Annotated in this window: 9 protein-coding genes and 1 pseudogene; all 10 read left to right on the top strand. The window is 45.8% G+C overall.

The genetic code is table 11. The features are described from left to right. The first annotated feature begins 65 nt into the window (after nt 1-65). The 10 genes and pseudogenes from pyk to P3T48_RS08110 all read left to right on the top strand — a co-directional run bounded on the left by pyk (nt 66) and on the right by P3T48_RS08110 (nt 15,874). Entirely contained in the window at nt 66-1,520 is a 1,455-nt protein-coding gene (gene pyk, locus P3T48_RS08155; RefSeq protein WP_217757721.1) for a pyruvate kinase, read from the top strand. A 188-nt stretch (nt 1,521-1,708) separates the two neighbouring features. Then, nucleotides 1,709-2,494, top strand: a complete 786-nt coding sequence (locus P3T48_RS08150) for a polysaccharide biosynthesis/export family protein (protein WP_276506350.1) — start codon at nt 1,709-1,711, stop codon at nt 2,492-2,494. 37 nt (nt 2,495-2,531) lie between these two features. Next, nucleotides 2,532-4,436 carry a glutamine--fructose-6-phosphate transaminase (isomerizing) gene (glmS, locus tag P3T48_RS08145; RefSeq protein ID WP_276506349.1) on the top strand — a complete coding sequence of 635 codons (1,905 nt, stop codon included), beginning with the start codon at nt 2,532-2,534 and terminating at the stop codon, nt 4,434-4,436. Nucleotides 4,437-4,645: 209 nt separating this feature from the next. Continuing rightward, a complete protein-coding gene (locus tag P3T48_RS08140) occupies nt 4,646-6,529 on the top strand; it encodes an amidophosphoribosyltransferase (protein ID WP_276506348.1) in 1,884 nt (627 codons plus the stop codon). Nucleotides 6,530-6,597: 68 nt separating this feature from the next. Continuing rightward, nucleotides 6,598-7,674, top strand: a complete 1,077-nt coding sequence (gene carA, locus P3T48_RS08135; protein ID WP_158463388.1) for a glutamine-hydrolyzing carbamoyl-phosphate synthase small subunit — start codon at nt 6,598-6,600, stop codon at nt 7,672-7,674. Nucleotides 7,675-7,686: 12 nt separating this feature from the next. After that, the gene (gene carB, locus P3T48_RS08130) at nt 7,687-10,920 is read left to right on the top strand and encodes a carbamoyl-phosphate synthase (glutamine-hydrolyzing) large subunit (RefSeq protein WP_276506347.1); all 3,234 of its coding nucleotides are present in this window, start codon (nt 7,687-7,689) and stop codon (nt 10,918-10,920) included. A 114-nt stretch (nt 10,921-11,034) separates the two neighbouring features. Continuing rightward, the gene (locus tag P3T48_RS08125; RefSeq protein ID WP_276506346.1) at nt 11,035-11,343 is read left to right on the top strand and encodes a hypothetical protein; all 309 of its coding nucleotides are present in this window, start codon (nt 11,035-11,037) and stop codon (nt 11,341-11,343) included. Further along, a pseudogene (locus P3T48_RS08120) lies at nt 11,331-12,359 on the top strand (PDDEXK nuclease domain-containing protein). Before P3T48_RS08125 ends, P3T48_RS08120 begins: the two are co-directional and overlap by 13 nt. Before the next feature lie 16 nt (nt 12,360-12,375). Continuing rightward, nucleotides 12,376-12,564, top strand: a complete 189-nt coding sequence (locus tag P3T48_RS08115; RefSeq protein WP_276506345.1) for a restriction endonuclease subunit S domain-containing protein — start codon at nt 12,376-12,378, stop codon at nt 12,562-12,564. A 91-nt stretch (nt 12,565-12,655) separates the two neighbouring features. Beyond that, nucleotides 12,656-15,874, top strand: a complete 3,219-nt coding sequence (locus P3T48_RS08110) for a hypothetical protein (RefSeq protein ID WP_276506344.1) — start codon at nt 12,656-12,658, stop codon at nt 15,872-15,874. Nucleotides 15,875-15,876: the final 2 nt, after the last annotated feature.

Genomic DNA, 15,876 nt, shown 5'->3' with positions numbered 1-15,876 from the left:
ATGCTTTGTTTTTCAAAAATTCTTTGTAACTTTGCAGAGTTTTTAGAAATTAAGGTAAAAAAGATATGAAACAGACCAAGATTGTTGCATCCATCAGCGACCGCCGCTGCGATCAGGACTTTATCCGTAAGTTGTTTTTTGCGGGCATGAATGTGGTTCGTATGAACACCGCTCATGCCTCAGAAGAAGGAATCCGCACCATTGTCAATAATGTAAGAGCTGTATCTCCCCATATCGGAATTCTGATAGACACCAAGGGCCCTGAGGTTCGTACCACAGGAGTCAAGGAGCCTATACATTATAATATAGGTGATGTGGTGAAGATTTTCGGCCGTCCAGAGATGGAGTCTTCTCATGATATTGTCAATCTCAGCTATCCCAATATTACCGATGACGTGAAGGTAGGCGACGACCTGCTCTTCGACGATGGCGAGTTGGATATGAAGGTGATCGAGAATACCGGTCCCATGCTGGTGGCTCAGGTGCAGAACGAAGGAACTCTGGGTGCTCACAAGAGTGTCAATGTTCCTGGCGAGCACATCGATCTTCCTGCGCTTACCGAGAAGGACCGCAGGAATATTCTCTTGGCCATCGAGCTTGACATCGACTTCATTGCCCATTCATTTGTGCGTAGTGCTGCCGATGTGAAGGCCGTTCAGGATATTCTGGACGAGCATCATAGCGACATCAAGATCATCTCGAAGATAGAGAATCAGGAAGGTGTCGATAACATCGACGAGATTATCGAGGCTTCTTATGGTATCATGATTGCCCGTGGTGATTTGGGTATTGAGGTGCCTATTGAGAAAATTCCTGGTATTCAGCGTCGCATCATCGACAAGTGCATCAAGGCCAAGAAGCCTGTTATCGTGGCAACACAGATGCTTCATACGATGATTCACAACCCTCGTCCTACTCGTGCCGAGGTGACAGATATTGCCAATGCCATCTTCTATCGTACCGATGCCTTGATGCTTAGTGGCGAGACAGCCAGCGGAAAATATCCACTCGAGGCTGTACAGACCATGGCACGTATTGCAGAACAGGCCGAGAAGGACAAATCGCCCGTCAACGATATTGACCCAATGGAGGAGGGTGATATTGACCAGAAACTCTTCCTGGCCCATGCTGCCATCGAGGCCACCCAGAAGTTGGGTGTTAAAGGAATCATTACCGATGGCGAGACGGGGCAGACAGCCCGCGATTTGGCAGCCTTCCGTGGTCCAAACCCAGTGCTGGCCATCTGCTATAAGGAGAAACTTCAGCGCTGGCTCAACCTGAGTTATGGTGTTATCCCAATCGTGCAGAAGGATCAGATTTCTACCAAGGCCATGTTTACAGCCGCTGTACGTATGCTTCGTCAGAAGGGCTATCTGGAGGCAGAGGACAAGATTGCCTATTTGAGCGGTAGCTTCGGTGAAGGTGGTGGAACAACCTTTGTAGAGATCAATAAGGTAAGAAAGATCTTCGACAACAGTTACAGTTTCAACCTTCCTTCCAACGGAATAGAGGATAAATAGCTCAACTTTCGTCTTTGATGAGGAAATTTTAAGCCATCAAAGCTTTCGCATCTTTCCTCAGTGGAGCTCGGATAAGTAAAGATGTCGTGCAAAAATGCGTCGTTTTTTACAATTTGTTGACTAAACATTTGTACATTTAAGAAAAATGACGTACTTTTGCACGCAAAACTATAAACAAATTGCCGATAATGAAAAAACTGTTATTAGTTGTAGTAGTAGCTTCTACTATGATTTTGGCACTTAGCGGTTGCCAAAGTGCTAAGCAAGTGGCTTATTTTCAGAATATAGATTCTCTCAATTTGAGCGCATCGAGAATGTTGTATGATGCTAAAATTATGCCAAAAGACCAATTGTCGATTATCGTAAAAGCGGTTAACGAGGATTTGGCAGAGCCATTCAATCTATATTCTAAGTCTATGATGTCTTCTTCACAAAACCAGAATCTTCAATATTACTTGGTTGACAATGAAGGCTTCATAGATCTTCCTGTTGTCGGCAAGATTCATGTAGTGGGCTTGACTGGAAGAGAATGCGAGAATTTGGTGAAATCTAAAATCCAGCCATATTTCAAGGATGGTGAAGTTCCGACGGTAACAGTACGTATGGCGAGTTTCCGCGTCGTTGTAACAGGCGAAGTTGGAAGCCCGGGTGTCGTAACAGTACCAAACGAGAAGATGAGCATAGTAGAGGCGTTGGCACAAAGCGGCGACTTAGGCTTGCAGGGTAAACGCAAGAATATTCTGCTTATCCGCGAGGATGCAACTGGCAAAAAGGAAGCGCACCGATTGGATATGACAGATGCCAACATCATCAATTCTCCTTATTTCTATTTGCAGCAGAACGACATTGTATATGTAGAACCTAATGGAGCCAAGAAAGGTACCGCAGGCCTGAGCAGCTCTGTTACATTCTGGATAGGATTGGTTTCCTCAATTTTATCTTTGGCTACACTTACTGTCAGTTTGTGTAAGTAGGGACAAACTTAATTATGAATTTCAATTATATTAAAATATGTGTGGTATCGTAGGATATTTGGGTAAGGGACAGGCTTATCCAGCCCTTATCAAGGGACTCAAACGATTGGAATATCGTGGTTACGACTCGGCTGGTGTAGCTCTTATCAGCGAGGACGGATCACTTAATGTATATAAGGCAAAGGGAAAAGTTGCCGACCTGGAAGCTTACTGTGCCGACAAGGACTTGAGTGGTTCGGTAGGCATTGCCCATACCCGTTGGGCTACCCACGGTGAGCCATCATCAGTCAATGCTCACCCTCACTATTCTTCCTCAAAGAATCTTGCCATCATCCACAATGGCATTATTGAGAATTATGCCGCCATCAAGAAAAACCTGATAGCAAAGGGAGTTGAGTTTAAGAGCGATACCGATACTGAGGTGTTGGTACAGCTTATAGAATATATACAGATTACAAAGAAACTCGACTTGCTGACAGCAGTACAGGTGGCTCTTCGCCAGGTTATCGGTGCTTATGCCATAGCCTTGCTCGACAAGAATGAACCCAACCAGATTATTGCCGCACGCAAGCAAAGTCCCCTCGTTGTAGGTATTGGCAAGGAAGGTGAGTTCTATCTCGGTTCAGACGCCACACCTATTATAGAATATACCGACAAGGTGGTTTATCTGGAAGATGGCAACATCGCCATCATGCGTCTGGGCGAGGAACTTCAGGTTACCAATATCCAGAATGTGAAGCTGAATCCAGAGATTCAGACTGTCGACATGGACTTAGGTCAGATAGAGAAGGGTGGATTCCCTCACTTCATGCTGAAGGAAATCTTCGAGCAGCCAGAGTGTCTGCGCAATTGTATGCGTGGCCGTGTGGTAAACCGTACGGTAGAAACCCGCGTGATGACCGATGGCGACGAAGCCACAACCAAGAAAGAGACAGAGATGGGCGTAGTGCTCAGCTCTATTACCGACCATCGTCAGCAGTTGCTCAATGCCAAGCGCTTTATCATTGTAGCTTGTGGAACCTCATGGCATGCAGGTTTGATAGGCAAGCAGATGATAGAGAACTATTGTCGTGTGCCAGTAGAGGTAGAGTATGCTTCCGAATTCCGTTACCGCAACCCTGTGGTGACCAGTGACGATGTGGTGATAGCTATTTCTCAGAGTGGCGAGACTGCCGATACCTTGGCTGCCATCAAGTTGGCCAAGGAGAAGGGAGCTTTCATCTATGGCATCTGTAACTCTATCGGCTCCAGCATTGCCCGCGAGACAGATACAGGAACTTACATTCACGTAGGTCCTGAAATCGGTGTGGCGTCAACCAAGGCCTTCACCGGTCAGGTGACAGTACTTACCCTTCTTGCATTGGCCATCGGCAATGAGAAGGGAACCATCAGCGCCGACGACTACCAGAACATTACAGAACAACTTTGGAACATCCCAGAGAAGATGAAGGAGGTGCTGAAGTTGAACAACAAGATAGCCGACCTCAGCCGCACATTCACCTATGCGCGCAACTTCATCTATCTGGGTCGTGGCTTCCAGTATCCTGTGGCTTTGGAAGGAGCCTTGAAGTTGAAGGAAATCAGCTATATCCATGCAGAAGGTTATCCTGCTGCAGAAATGAAGCATGGTCCTATCGCTCTTATCGACAGCGATATGCCAGTAGTAGTTATTGCTACACACAACTTCATGTACGAGAAGGTACTCTCCAACATTCAGGAGGTAAAGGCTCGTAATGGACGTGTCATTGCTATTGTCAGCAAGGGCGACGAAACCATTTCCAAGATTGCCGATGAAGTCATCGAACTGCCTGAGACTTTGGAGTGCTTAGAGCCATTATTGGCTACTATCCCTCTTCAGCTCTTGGCGTATCATGTTGCCGTTTGCAAGGGTAAGGATGTTGACCAGCCAAGAAACTTAGCTAAGTCAGTTACAGTCGAATGATATAATTAAGGGAATCGTCATTTATTGACGTTTCCCTTTTTTTATAGAGGGAGGACGTTGCAAATGAAGAATGACAAATGAAGGAGGAATGAACAACGAATGAAGGAGGACTAACGAATGAGGGGAGGAAGAACGATGAGTGAAGATAGAAGGAGGAAGAATATCAACGAAATAAATTTAACTATAAGATATCAAGGATAATAAGCGAGATGGAACCATTAAAACATGAATGCGGCGTGGCAATGATCAGATTGCTCAAGCCTTTATCGTATTACCAGCAGAAGTACGGCACATGGATGTACGCACTCAACAAGCTCTATCTGATGATGGAGAAGCAGCACAACCGTGGCCAGGAAGGAGCAGGTATGGCCTGTGTCAAATTGGGTGGAAAGCCCGGACATGAATACATGTTCCGTGAAAGGGCAGAGGGCAAGAATGCCGTTACAGAGATTTTCGGCAAGGCTAATGCCAACTTCAAGAACCTGACACCCGAGCAGCTTGCCGACGCTCAGTATGCCAAGGAAGAGCTCCCCTTTGCTGGCGAGCTCTATATGGGCCACTTGCGCTATAGCACCACGGGAAAGAGCGGCATACAGTATGTGCACCCTTTCCTGCGCCGCAACAACTGGAAGGCTAAGAACCTCTGTCTTTGCGGCAACTTCAATATGACCAATGTGGATGAGATATTCCAGGAGCTTACACGTCAGGGCCAGAGCCCACGCATCTACAGCGATACCTACATCATGCTCGAACTCATGGGCCATCGACTGGATCGTGAGGTGGAGCGAAACTTCATTGCTGCCAAGGCGATGGAGATGCAGAATACCGACATCACCAACTATATAGAAGACCACGTGAAGATGAGCAACGTGCTCAAGACAACGATGAAAGACTTCGACGGTGGCTATGTAGTCTGTGGTATTACCGGTTCGGGCGAGATGTTCTCTATGCGCGATCCCTGGGGCATCCGTCCTGCTTTTTACTATAAGAACGACGAGATTGTAGTTGTGGCAAGTGAGCGCCCTGTGTTGCAGACCACCTTCGACCTGGAGGCAGAGGAAGTGCAGGAACTCATGCCAGGTATGGCACTTCTTGTCAAGAAGAACGGCGAATGCACCATCGAGCGCATCATGGATCAGAAGGGAGATTCAGCCTGCTCGTTCGAGCGCATCTATTTCAGTCGTGGTTCCGACAAGGATATTTATCAGGAGCGCAAGCAGTTGGGCGAGCAGTTGACCCAGCCTATTCTGAAGGCCGTCGATTATGATGTGGACCACACCGTGTTCAGCTACATTCCGAATACTGCCGAAGTGGCTTACTATGGCATGCTGAGCGGATTCAAGAAATATCTCAACGAAACCAAGATAGAGCAGATAGCCAATCTCGACCATGTTCCTTCGAAAGAAGAACTCAACGAAATCCTCGGCGACTTTGTTCGCTCTGAGAAGATAGCCTGGAAAGATATCAAACTTCGTACCTTCATAACGGAGGGCAACAGCCGTAACGACCTGGCGAGCCACGTGTACGATGTAACCTACGGAAGCATCGAACCTAAGGTGGACAACCTGGTCATCATCGACGACAGCATCGTTCGAGGAACTACCTTGAAGGAGAGTATTCTCCGCATCCTCGACCGTTTGCATCCTAAGAAGATTGTCGTTGTGTCGAGTGCTCCACAGATACGCTATCCCGACTATTACGGCATCGATATGGCCCGACTGGAAGAGTTCTGTGTGTTCCGTGCTGCCATCCAGTTGCTGAAAGAACGCAAGATGAGCGACATCATCGAGCAGACCTACGAGGCTTGTAAGGCCGAGTTGCTGAAGCCAAAGGAAGAGCAGATCAATCCTGTGCGTGCCATCTACAAGCCATTCACCACCGAGGAGTTGAACGAGAAGATAGTAGAGATGCTAAGACCAGAGGGCATGACGACTCCTATCCAACTTGTGTTCCAGAGCATTGAAGGACTGCACGAGGCCATACCCAACCACAAGGGCGACTGGTACTTTACAGGCCATTATCCCACTCCCGGCGGCACCAAGCTTTGCAACCAGGCTTTCGTGAACTACATAGAGAATGTTTATCATAAATAAGTGAAGAACAAAGAGTGGAGAATTCATTTGTTCTAATGAGTATGAAATAAAGAAAAAGAATATCAGATATGAAAAATGTAACCTTAGTTTTGAGCGATGGAACCCAATTCCATGGCAAATCTTTCGGATATGATGCCCCCGTAGCAGGCGAGGTTGTGTTCAACACAGCCATGATGGGCTATCCCGAGAGCTTGACCGACCCTTCTTATGCCGGTCAGTTGATGACACTTACTTACCCACTTGTAGGCAACTATGGTGTGCCACCATTCACTTTCGAGAAAAACGGTTTGCCAACCTTTATGGAGAGTGACAAGATTTATGCTTCTGCCATCATTGTGAGCGATTACAGCGAGCAGTACAGCCACTGGAATGCAGTGGAAAGCCTTGCCGACTGGTTGAAGCGCGAGAAGGTGCCCGGCATTACGGGTATCGACACACGTCAGTTGACTAAGGTACTTCGTGAGCATGGTGTGATGATGGGTAAGATCATTTTCGACGATGAGCCCGACAACATCCCTGAGGCAAACTACGAGGGTGTAAACTTTGTAGACCAGGTGAGCTGCAAGGAGATTATCCGCTACAACGAGGGAGCCGGCAAGAAGGTGGTACTGGTCGACTGTGGCGTGAAGGCCAACATCATCCGTTGTCTCATCAACAGAGGTGTAGAGGTGATTCGCGTGCCATGGAACTACGATTATACCGATATGGACTTTGATGGTTTGTTCTTGGCCAACGGACCTGGCGACCCTGATATGTGCGAGGATGCTGTCAATATCATCCGCAAGCAGATCAGCCAGAGCCGCAAGCCTATCTGTGGTATCTGTATGGGTAATCAGTTGCTTTCCAAGGCAGCCGGTGCTACTATCTACAAGTTGAAGTATGGTCACCGCTCACACAACCAGCCAGTACGCATGGTAGGAACCAACAACTGCTACATCACCTCTCAGAACCATGGTTATGCCGTTGATGCCAAGACATTGGGCAACGACTGGGAGGAACTCTTTGTAAATATGAATGATGGCTCTAACGAGGGTATCCGCCACAAGGTGAACCCTTGGTTCTCAAGCCAGTTCCACCCAGAGGCTTGCTCAGGCCCTGTGGATACAGAGTTCATGTTTGATAAGTTTGTAGAAACACTTAAATAATTAGGAAAAAAAATGAAAGACGAAAATATAAAGAAAGTGCTCCTCTTGGGTTCAGGAGCCTTGAAGATAGGTGAGGCAGGCGAGTTCGACTACTCTGGTTCGCAGGCATTGAAGGCATTGCGCGAGGAAGGTATCGAGACTGTGCTCATCAACCCTAATATTGCAACCGTACAGACTTCGGAAGGCGTTGCCGACCAGATTTACTTCCTGCCTGTGCAGCCCTACTTCGTAGAGCGTGTCATCCAGAAGGAGAATCCAGACGGAATCCTCCTTAGTTTCGGTGGTCAGACTGCTCTCAACTGTGGTGTCGAGCTTTATCGTCAGGGTATCTTGGAGAAATATAACGTCAAGGTGCTGGGTACTCCTGTACAGGCCATCATGGATACCGAGGACCGCGAGCTCTTCGTCGAGAAGCTTGATGAAATCAACGTGAAGACCATCAAGAGCGAGGCTTGCGAGAACATCGAGCAGACCCGCAAGGCTGCTGCCGAGTTGGGTTATCCTGTCATCATCCGTGCAGCCTATGCCTTGGGTGGACTTGGTTCTGGTTTCGCCGACAACGAGGAGGAACTGAACAAACTCGCCGAGAAAGCTTTCTCTTTCTCTCCACAGGTATTGGTAGAGAAGAGTTTGAAGGGATGGAAGGAGATAGAGTACGAGGTGGTTCGCGACCGCTACGACAACTGTATCACAGTTTGTAACATGGAGAACTTTGACCCATTAGGAATCCATACCGGCGAGAGTATCGTCATCGCTCCTTCTCAGACCTTGAGCAATTCGGAGTATCATAAGCTTCGTGCCCTTGCCATCAAGATTATCCGTCACATCGGAATCGTGGGCGAGTGTAACGTGCAGTATGCCTTCGACCCTAAGAGCGAGGACTATCGCGTCATCGAGGTGAATGCCCGCCTGAGCCGTTCTTCTGCCTTGGCTTCCAAGGCTACGGGTTATCCTTTGGCTTTCGTGGCAGCCAAGCTCGGTATGGGCTACGGTCTGTTCGAGTTGAAGAACTCTGTTACCAAGACCACATCTGCCTTCTTTGAGCCAGCATTGGACTACGTGGTATGTAAGATTCCTCGTTGGGACTTGTCCAAGTTCCGTGGCGTAGACAAGGAGCTGGGTTCATCTATGAAGTCAGTAGGCGAGGTGATGGCTATCGGCCGCAACTTCGAGGAGGCCATTCAGAAGGGTCTTCGTATGATAGGTCAGGGCATGCACGGCTTCGTAGAGAACAAGGAGCTTGAGATTGATGATATCGATGCAGCCTTGAAGGAGCCAACAGATAAGCGTGTGTTCGTGATTTCCAAGGCCATGCACAAGGGATATACTGTTGACCAGATTCATGAACTCACCAAGATTGACAAGTGGTTCCTCGAGAAACTGAAGCACATCATCGATATCGACGAGGCGATGAAGAAGTGCAACATCAATACTCTGGACAAGGAACTCCTGCGTACCGCCAAGGTCTATGGATTTACCGATTTCCAGATTGCGCGTGCCGTGGGTCTTGAACAGGAGTTGGGCAACATGGCTAAGGCCGGTCTTACCGTCCGCAGCCTTCGCAAGAACTATGGCATCCTTCCTGTAGTGAAGCAGATAGACACCCTGGCTGCAGAGTATCCAGCACAGACCAACTACCTCTATGTAACCTACGCAGGTGTGAAGAGCGACATCACCTTCGAGAACGACCATCGTTCCATCATCGTGCTTGGTTCGGGTGCTTACCGCATCGGTTCTTCTGTAGAGTTCGACTGGTGTGGTGTCCAGGCATTGAATACCATCCGCAAGGAGGGTTGGCGCTCTGTGATGATCAACTACAACCCTGAGACCGTATCTACCGACTACGATATGTGCGACCGTCTCTACTTCGACGAGCTCACCTTCGAGCGTGTCATGGATATCATCGAGATGGAGCAGCCTCATGGTGTTATCGTATCAACGGGTGGCCAGATACCAAACAACCTCGCAATGCGTCTTGACGCTCAGAATGTGCCAATCCTGGGTACTGCTGCCAAGGACATTGATAATGCTGAGGACCGTGCCAAGTTCTCTCAGATGCTGACCAACAACGGCATCAACCAGCCAGAGTGGAGCGCCTTGACCTCTATGGAGGATATCGACAAGTTTATCGAGCGTGTTGGTTTCCCTGTACTGGTACGTCCAAGCTACGTGCTTTCTGGTGCTGCGATGAATGTTTGCTCCAACGAGGACGAGTTGAAGCGCTTCCTGCAGTTGGCTGCCAACGTAAGCGAGGATCATCCTGTGGTAGTCAGCAAGTTTATTGAGCATGCCAAGGAGATTGAGATGGATGCCGTGGCTAAGAATGGCGAGGTAATTGCTTATGCCATTTCCGAGCACATCGAGTTCGCCGGTGTTCACTCAGGCGATGCTACCATCCAGTTCCCTCCTCAGAAGTTGTATGTGGAGACTGTTCGCCGCGTGAAGCGAGTAGGCCGTCAGATTGCCAAGGAACTTCATATCAACGGACCTTTCAATATTCAGTTTATGGCTCGCGACAATGATATTCTCGTTATCGAGTGTAACCTTCGTGCCAGCCGTTCGTTCCCATTCGTTAGTAAGGTGTTGAAGATCAACCTCATTGTGTTGGCTACCCGTGTGATGCTCGGTTTGCCAGTAGAGAAGCCACACAAGAACCTCTTCGACCTCGACTATGTGGGTATCAAGGCCAGCCAGTTCAGCTTCAACCGCCTTCAGAAGGCGGACCCAGTATTGGGTGTGGACATGAGCAGTACGGGTGAGGTAGGTTGCTTGGGCGACGATACATCTACAGCCCTTCTGAAGAGTATGCTCTCAGTGGGTCATCGCATTCCTGCCAAGAACATCCTTCTGTCTACCGGTTCTGCCAAGCAGAAAGTTGATATGCTCGATGCTGCCCACATGCTCATCGACCACGGCTATAAGCTCTATGCTACTGGTGGTACCAGCAAGTTCCTGACCGAGAATGGAGTAGAGAACACCCGTGTGCTCTGGCCTTCAGAGGAAGCAGAAGGCGGTGCTCCAAAGGCTTTGGAGATGCTCCACAACCACGAGATCGATATGGTGGTGAACATTCCGAAGAACTTGACCAGCAGCGAACTTTCCAATGGTTACAAGATTCGTCGTGCCGCCATCGACCTGAATGTGCCATTGATTACCAACAGTCGTCTGGCGAGTGCATTTATCTATGCATTCTGCACCACCAAGCTCGAGGATATCGACATCAAGGCTTGGGGCGAGTATAAATAGTTGATAGTTAGTAGTTAAGAATTGACAGTTAAGTCATTCTTGATGATTCCCAATAGAAAAATCCCTGCTGTAGGAAAGGCTTCCTATGGCAGGGATTTCTTAATTTAAAAAGCCGTGAAAACTTTGATTGTTTCAAAATTAAATCGTAAATTTGCAGCAAAAACTATAATAATGAAGAGTTATGGAAGAAAAAATATCGACTATATATTTAAGAGATGGGCGGAACGCGCTGCAATATGTTATGAGCCTGAGCGAAAAGTACAGGCAGATAGCGACCGAAGCGATATTCGAGTGTTTGAGACTGGGCTATCCCCTCAACAATATGGAGATAACAGGCAAAGCACGAGAACTGCAGAGGATGAGGAATGCCTACGTTTGATAAAAATCGCCAAAGAACAAGGCTTTAAGTTATGGATGAATTGACAAATACAAGACTATATACCGATGTCTGCTCCATCATAGAGCAAGGCAGGAAGGAAGCTTATGCCTCCGTCAATCATAAGATGATAGAGACCTATTGGAACATAGGGCGACGCATCGTGGAAGAAGAACAGAATGGTGAGGCACGTGCTGAGTATGGGGCTCAGATTATTGCGCAATTATCTGAGAAATTGACACATCAGTATGGTAAAGGATTTAGCAAAAGAAATTTGGCTTATTTTCGCCAATTCTACTTGACAATCAATGATATACGAATTTTGCAATCACGATTGCAAAATCTTACTTGGACACATATAACAAAAGTTCTTCGTGTTGAAGACTCTACTGCCATTCGTTGGTATCTCGAAATGGCTTCAAAGGAAATGTGGAGCGTCCGTACGCTTGACCGTAACATTTCCACCCAATACTTTGAGCGTCATTTTGTGCAACCTTCGCTTCCTATGACAGAGACTGAACCACATCAGTTTGAACTATTGAAAAGCCCTGTTGTGGCAGAGTTCTTAGGCTTCAAGCAGGATGATTCTTATTCTGAGGAAGAACTGGAGTCTGCCATCATCACCCACCTGCAGGAGTTTATGATGGAGATGGGACGAGGCTTTGCTTTCATGGGGCGCCAGCAGTTGGTGCGCACAGATACACAGGATTATTTCATAGACCTTGTGTTCTATAATGTCGTGCTGTAATGTTATGTCCTCATAGACTTGAAACTTGGTGCTATCACCCATCAGGATGTGGGACAGATGGATATGTATGTCCGTATGTATGATGAGTTGAAGCATACGGAAGGCGACAATCCTACTATCGGCATCGTGCTTTGTTCAGAGACGAGCAAGGATATTGCACGTTATTCCATCCTAAAAGATAATGACCATCTCTTTGCAACAAAGTACAAGACTTATCTGCCGACAGAAGAGCAGCTTCGCACGGAGATAGAACGCCAGAAGCAATTGTTCTATTTGCAGCATGAAGGTAAGGCAAAACATAACAATAATAAATGACAAGGAGAAACAAGATATGAATGAACCAAAAATAAGATTTCAAGGGTTTGAGGGGGAATGGAAAAGTGGAAAAGTAGAAGATGTTACGGCTTTGCAAGGAGGCTATGCTTTTCTGAGTTCCTCGTTTTGTAAAGATGGAGTCCCTATTGTTAGAATTGCAAATATATTACATTCTGGAGAGATTTTTTGGGGAAAAGCCATATAAGTTGCCTATAGATGAAGGACAGGTCAGATTTGCTGCGGAAGATGCGCACAAAGATTGATCGGTTAAGGTTCGACATTAAAATGAGTTGAAAATGAACAACGAGAATTTAGTATATAGCCATACTGCGTATTTCAATATTTTGAAGACTCGTGGAATGCAAGGACTTCAAAAGAATATGCCTTTGTGGAAGTTCAAGCTTTCAGAAGAAGAGTATGAAGCATTGAAACAAACGCTAAGATGTCATACAAGCGACCTCACCAGATATGGTGAGGAAGCAGCTTTGTGCTATGCTGAATGGTGGCGAAGAGACTATCGGGGGGCTATCCCATCCAAAGAGGATGTTGCTATGGGTATAGGATTGCATAGGCGTTTGGGGGATGACTTGTATATGGCTGCCAGAAAAGCTTTGCAGAAGCATGGGTATGTATTCCTGCATTCTTTGAAAGGTACAGAGTATTTCCGTACTCTATTGAATCAAGGTGGACTTCCTGTCAACTATATTAAGAACAGTGGCAATATTGGCTGTTTCTCTAAATTCTTGAAAGAGTTGGTGAGCGAGTTGTCTTCAATCAATCTTGACTGGAAAGAGGTGGATAGTTCTATCATACAGCAGTTTAACTGTATATCATATTTGGGTAAGGCTTTTAGAAATGAAAACATATATGATGTTTCCATGCAGATAGCCCATGCCATCATTGTGGGAGAAAAAGAACTTCTCCCTTATGATGATACGGATGCCTCACTTGCAGAACTTACCAAGTCCTTGGAGACGGCATATAGTCGAGCTAAAGCTCAGCGCAAGACACGCCCTCTGTCCTTGCATTGGAAGCTCAGAACCTTTGGGCAGGGGCAAGGAAACCTCTACGTCAATATGGATGTGGTCAAGGATATTTCGTCTGATTCCATACCAGGTTTAAACATAACTACTTGCTATTCCTTCGATGTGTTTGTTGCAGGAACACTTGTAGGTAAGTATGTGAGAAAAGACAATGTCAGAGACGAGGAAGGTAATATCCAGTATGCTGTGTATACTCGCATTACGGTAGGTATGCATAGCGATATTTTGTGGACTGGCGAGCCTGTAGTTGAGGTGAAGGTAAGATGTGACAATGATGATCGACTGTTCTTGACCATTGCTGGTTGTTATCCTCCAAACTTTGACTACCCACAGGTATTCCAAATGTTGGATGACAATCTCTATAGTATGTCGGGAGCTGCCACTGCAGAGAATAATATGGCAATATTTTCTCATGAGTGGAAGAATGACGAATCCTTGCCAATAACCATTTGTGACAAAGAACTCTATTGTAACGCATTTACGGATGAGTTGGAGTTACAAAACTCAAAAACTGGTGAAGATGTTAAGTTGACCAATGACTTTACGCCATATACCGTTGAGTTCTCTGGCAACTATATTTCTTGGGTAGAAAAGTCAAACTATAAATTGCTTTCAACTATACCTTTTGTCCGTGTATATGACCAAGAGAAGAATCGTGTTCACAACTCCACAATAAAATATAGATTCAGAAATGATAACTATATAAAATGGCGTAGCTTGAAGTCTTCCTGTGTCTTCCCTTGCGGATTGGTTGATATTCGTGTGGAGTTGCCCGATGGACATACTGTTACAGAAACATTCTATTCAATAGGGAATTTGAAGTTTACATCAGATAATGAAAGTGTCTTCTCAACGAACATCATTTGCTCGTGTGGTGCAGATATGCTTCCTAAAATAAATGCGCAGGATGGAGTTGATATTACGGAATTGGGAGCCAACAAATGGATGGTTAAACGAAGTAAGGACAGTAAGTTTACGCCATCAGTTTGTGATTTCAGCCTTTTCTGTACTGGGAATCCAACTTTGCGTTTATCTATTGCCATTCCTTTTGATGGAGTGACCGTTACGGATATACAAGGAAATATTGTACCAAACGGTAAGATTGTCTCATTGGCTAACTTGACAAACTTTTGTGTTGTAAGTCATGGTGGTTATGGCAAAAAACGCAATATAGATGTGTCATACGTTTCTGATAAGGTTGAAGATTATAGCTTATTGAAACATTTGCGCAGCAAGGTGATAGATGGCTTGGTGTCTCTCGCTGACTATAATGACCTTATTGTTCGCATGTTTAATCTGTACGGGGCAAATAGTTTTGACCGTTCCAGTTCCGTTGCCATGAATATTTATGGCACAGAGATATTCATTAGGAAGTTCGTTCTGGAGTCAACCATTGAAGATGGAAAGATTAGGGTCATCGACAGTACGGAAGAAGATACTGATGATTTTGTCTATAATGGCGATGTTTATGCGTTTCCTGTTGGTGATGACCTTCCGACAGAAGATTTCTTTGTGGTAAAATTAGAGCGAATTGATGACTCCGAGAATTTATTTGCATTCCCAGATGATTTAAACCATCAAGAGGTCGTTGTCTTTTCGGGTCCAGAGGCAAGGCGTAGGATGATTCCTAAATATTACAATAGGGAGGCTTACGATTTTGACAAACAAGAAAGAGCAGCACGTTCTTCAAGCAATACGAAAGATTGGTATGAGGCTTTGGAAAATGAGGATGTCATGATGGGCAAACATTGGAAAGATGTATGTAAGGCTTTTGACATCTGTAGCCGATATAATTTGCCTTTCCCAACGTATAATGGATTAAAGCCACTTGGACGTAATTCCAAATTATTGGCAAAGTTTGTCATTGCCATGTGGCTTAACGAATACAAGGATGTCTTGTCGCAAGATATTGATAGGTTTGAGCAAGAGATGGTTGTTGCGATTCATTGGATTCCTGCCAAAAATTGGGAGGAATGTATTAATGAATTTATGGCAAGTGTTCCCGAAGTATTGCAGCCAATGATGTTTGGTAAATTACAGTCTTTGGTGGAGCTGTTGCAAGAATTGTTTAATTCGACAGTATCAACGGATATAGCGCAAGCTTTTGCAGCTTTCCTTGTTTCTGGTAATGTTGATGCAGGAAGGGCATTTAATATAGCAGACATCAATGCTTATTGTGCAAAAATACATGGCTTGTCTGATACGAATAAAGACTTGCCGATTGCCAAATTCTCGTTGAGCAATGCTTATTACAATCAAGGACAAAGGTTATTGCCTTCGTACAGGGTTATGTTAGAGGCAGCAATGTGCGCTGCTGAAAACACTTGCCTTCAAGAGAATTGCATAGACTTGTTCGCTTGGGAAAACAGGGAGTTTGCTCGTATTGTCAATTTCTACAGAAAGTATTTCAAAGAGACATACAGCGACATCTTCTTCAAAACGGTTAAATATATTAAGACATTAGATAGATAAGA

It is taken from the genome of Segatella intestinalis (genome assembly GCF_029348455.1).
Classification (GTDB): Bacteria; Bacteroidota; Bacteroidia; order Bacteroidales; family Bacteroidaceae; genus Prevotella.
The sequence above is the reverse complement of the archived record's forward strand: the minus strand, read 5'-3'. Positions and strand labels throughout refer to the sequence as shown.

Excerpts from the sequence above, each read along its gene's own strand:
- pyk (WP_217757721.1), top strand. The coding sequence starts at position 66 with ATGAAACAGACCAAGATTGTTGCATCCATCAGCGACCGCCGCTGCGAT.
- P3T48_RS08150 (WP_276506350.1), top strand. The coding sequence starts at position 1,709 with ATGAAAAAACTGTTATTAGTTGTAGTAGTAGCTTCTACTATGATTTTG.
- glmS (WP_276506349.1), top strand. The coding sequence starts at position 2,532 with ATGTGTGGTATCGTAGGATATTTGGGTAAGGGACAGGCTTATCCAGCC.
- P3T48_RS08140 (WP_276506348.1), top strand. The coding sequence starts at position 4,646 with ATGGAACCATTAAAACATGAATGCGGCGTGGCAATGATCAGATTGCTC.
- carA (WP_158463388.1), top strand. The coding sequence starts at position 6,598 with ATGAAAAATGTAACCTTAGTTTTGAGCGATGGAACCCAATTCCATGGC.
- carB (WP_276506347.1), top strand. The coding sequence starts at position 7,687 with ATGAAAGACGAAAATATAAAGAAAGTGCTCCTCTTGGGTTCAGGAGCC.
- P3T48_RS08115 (WP_276506345.1), top strand. The coding sequence starts at position 12,376 with ATGAATGAACCAAAAATAAGATTTCAAGGGTTTGAGGGGGAATGGAAA.
- P3T48_RS08110 (WP_276506344.1), top strand. The coding sequence starts at position 12,656 with ATGAACAACGAGAATTTAGTATATAGCCATACTGCGTATTTCAATATT.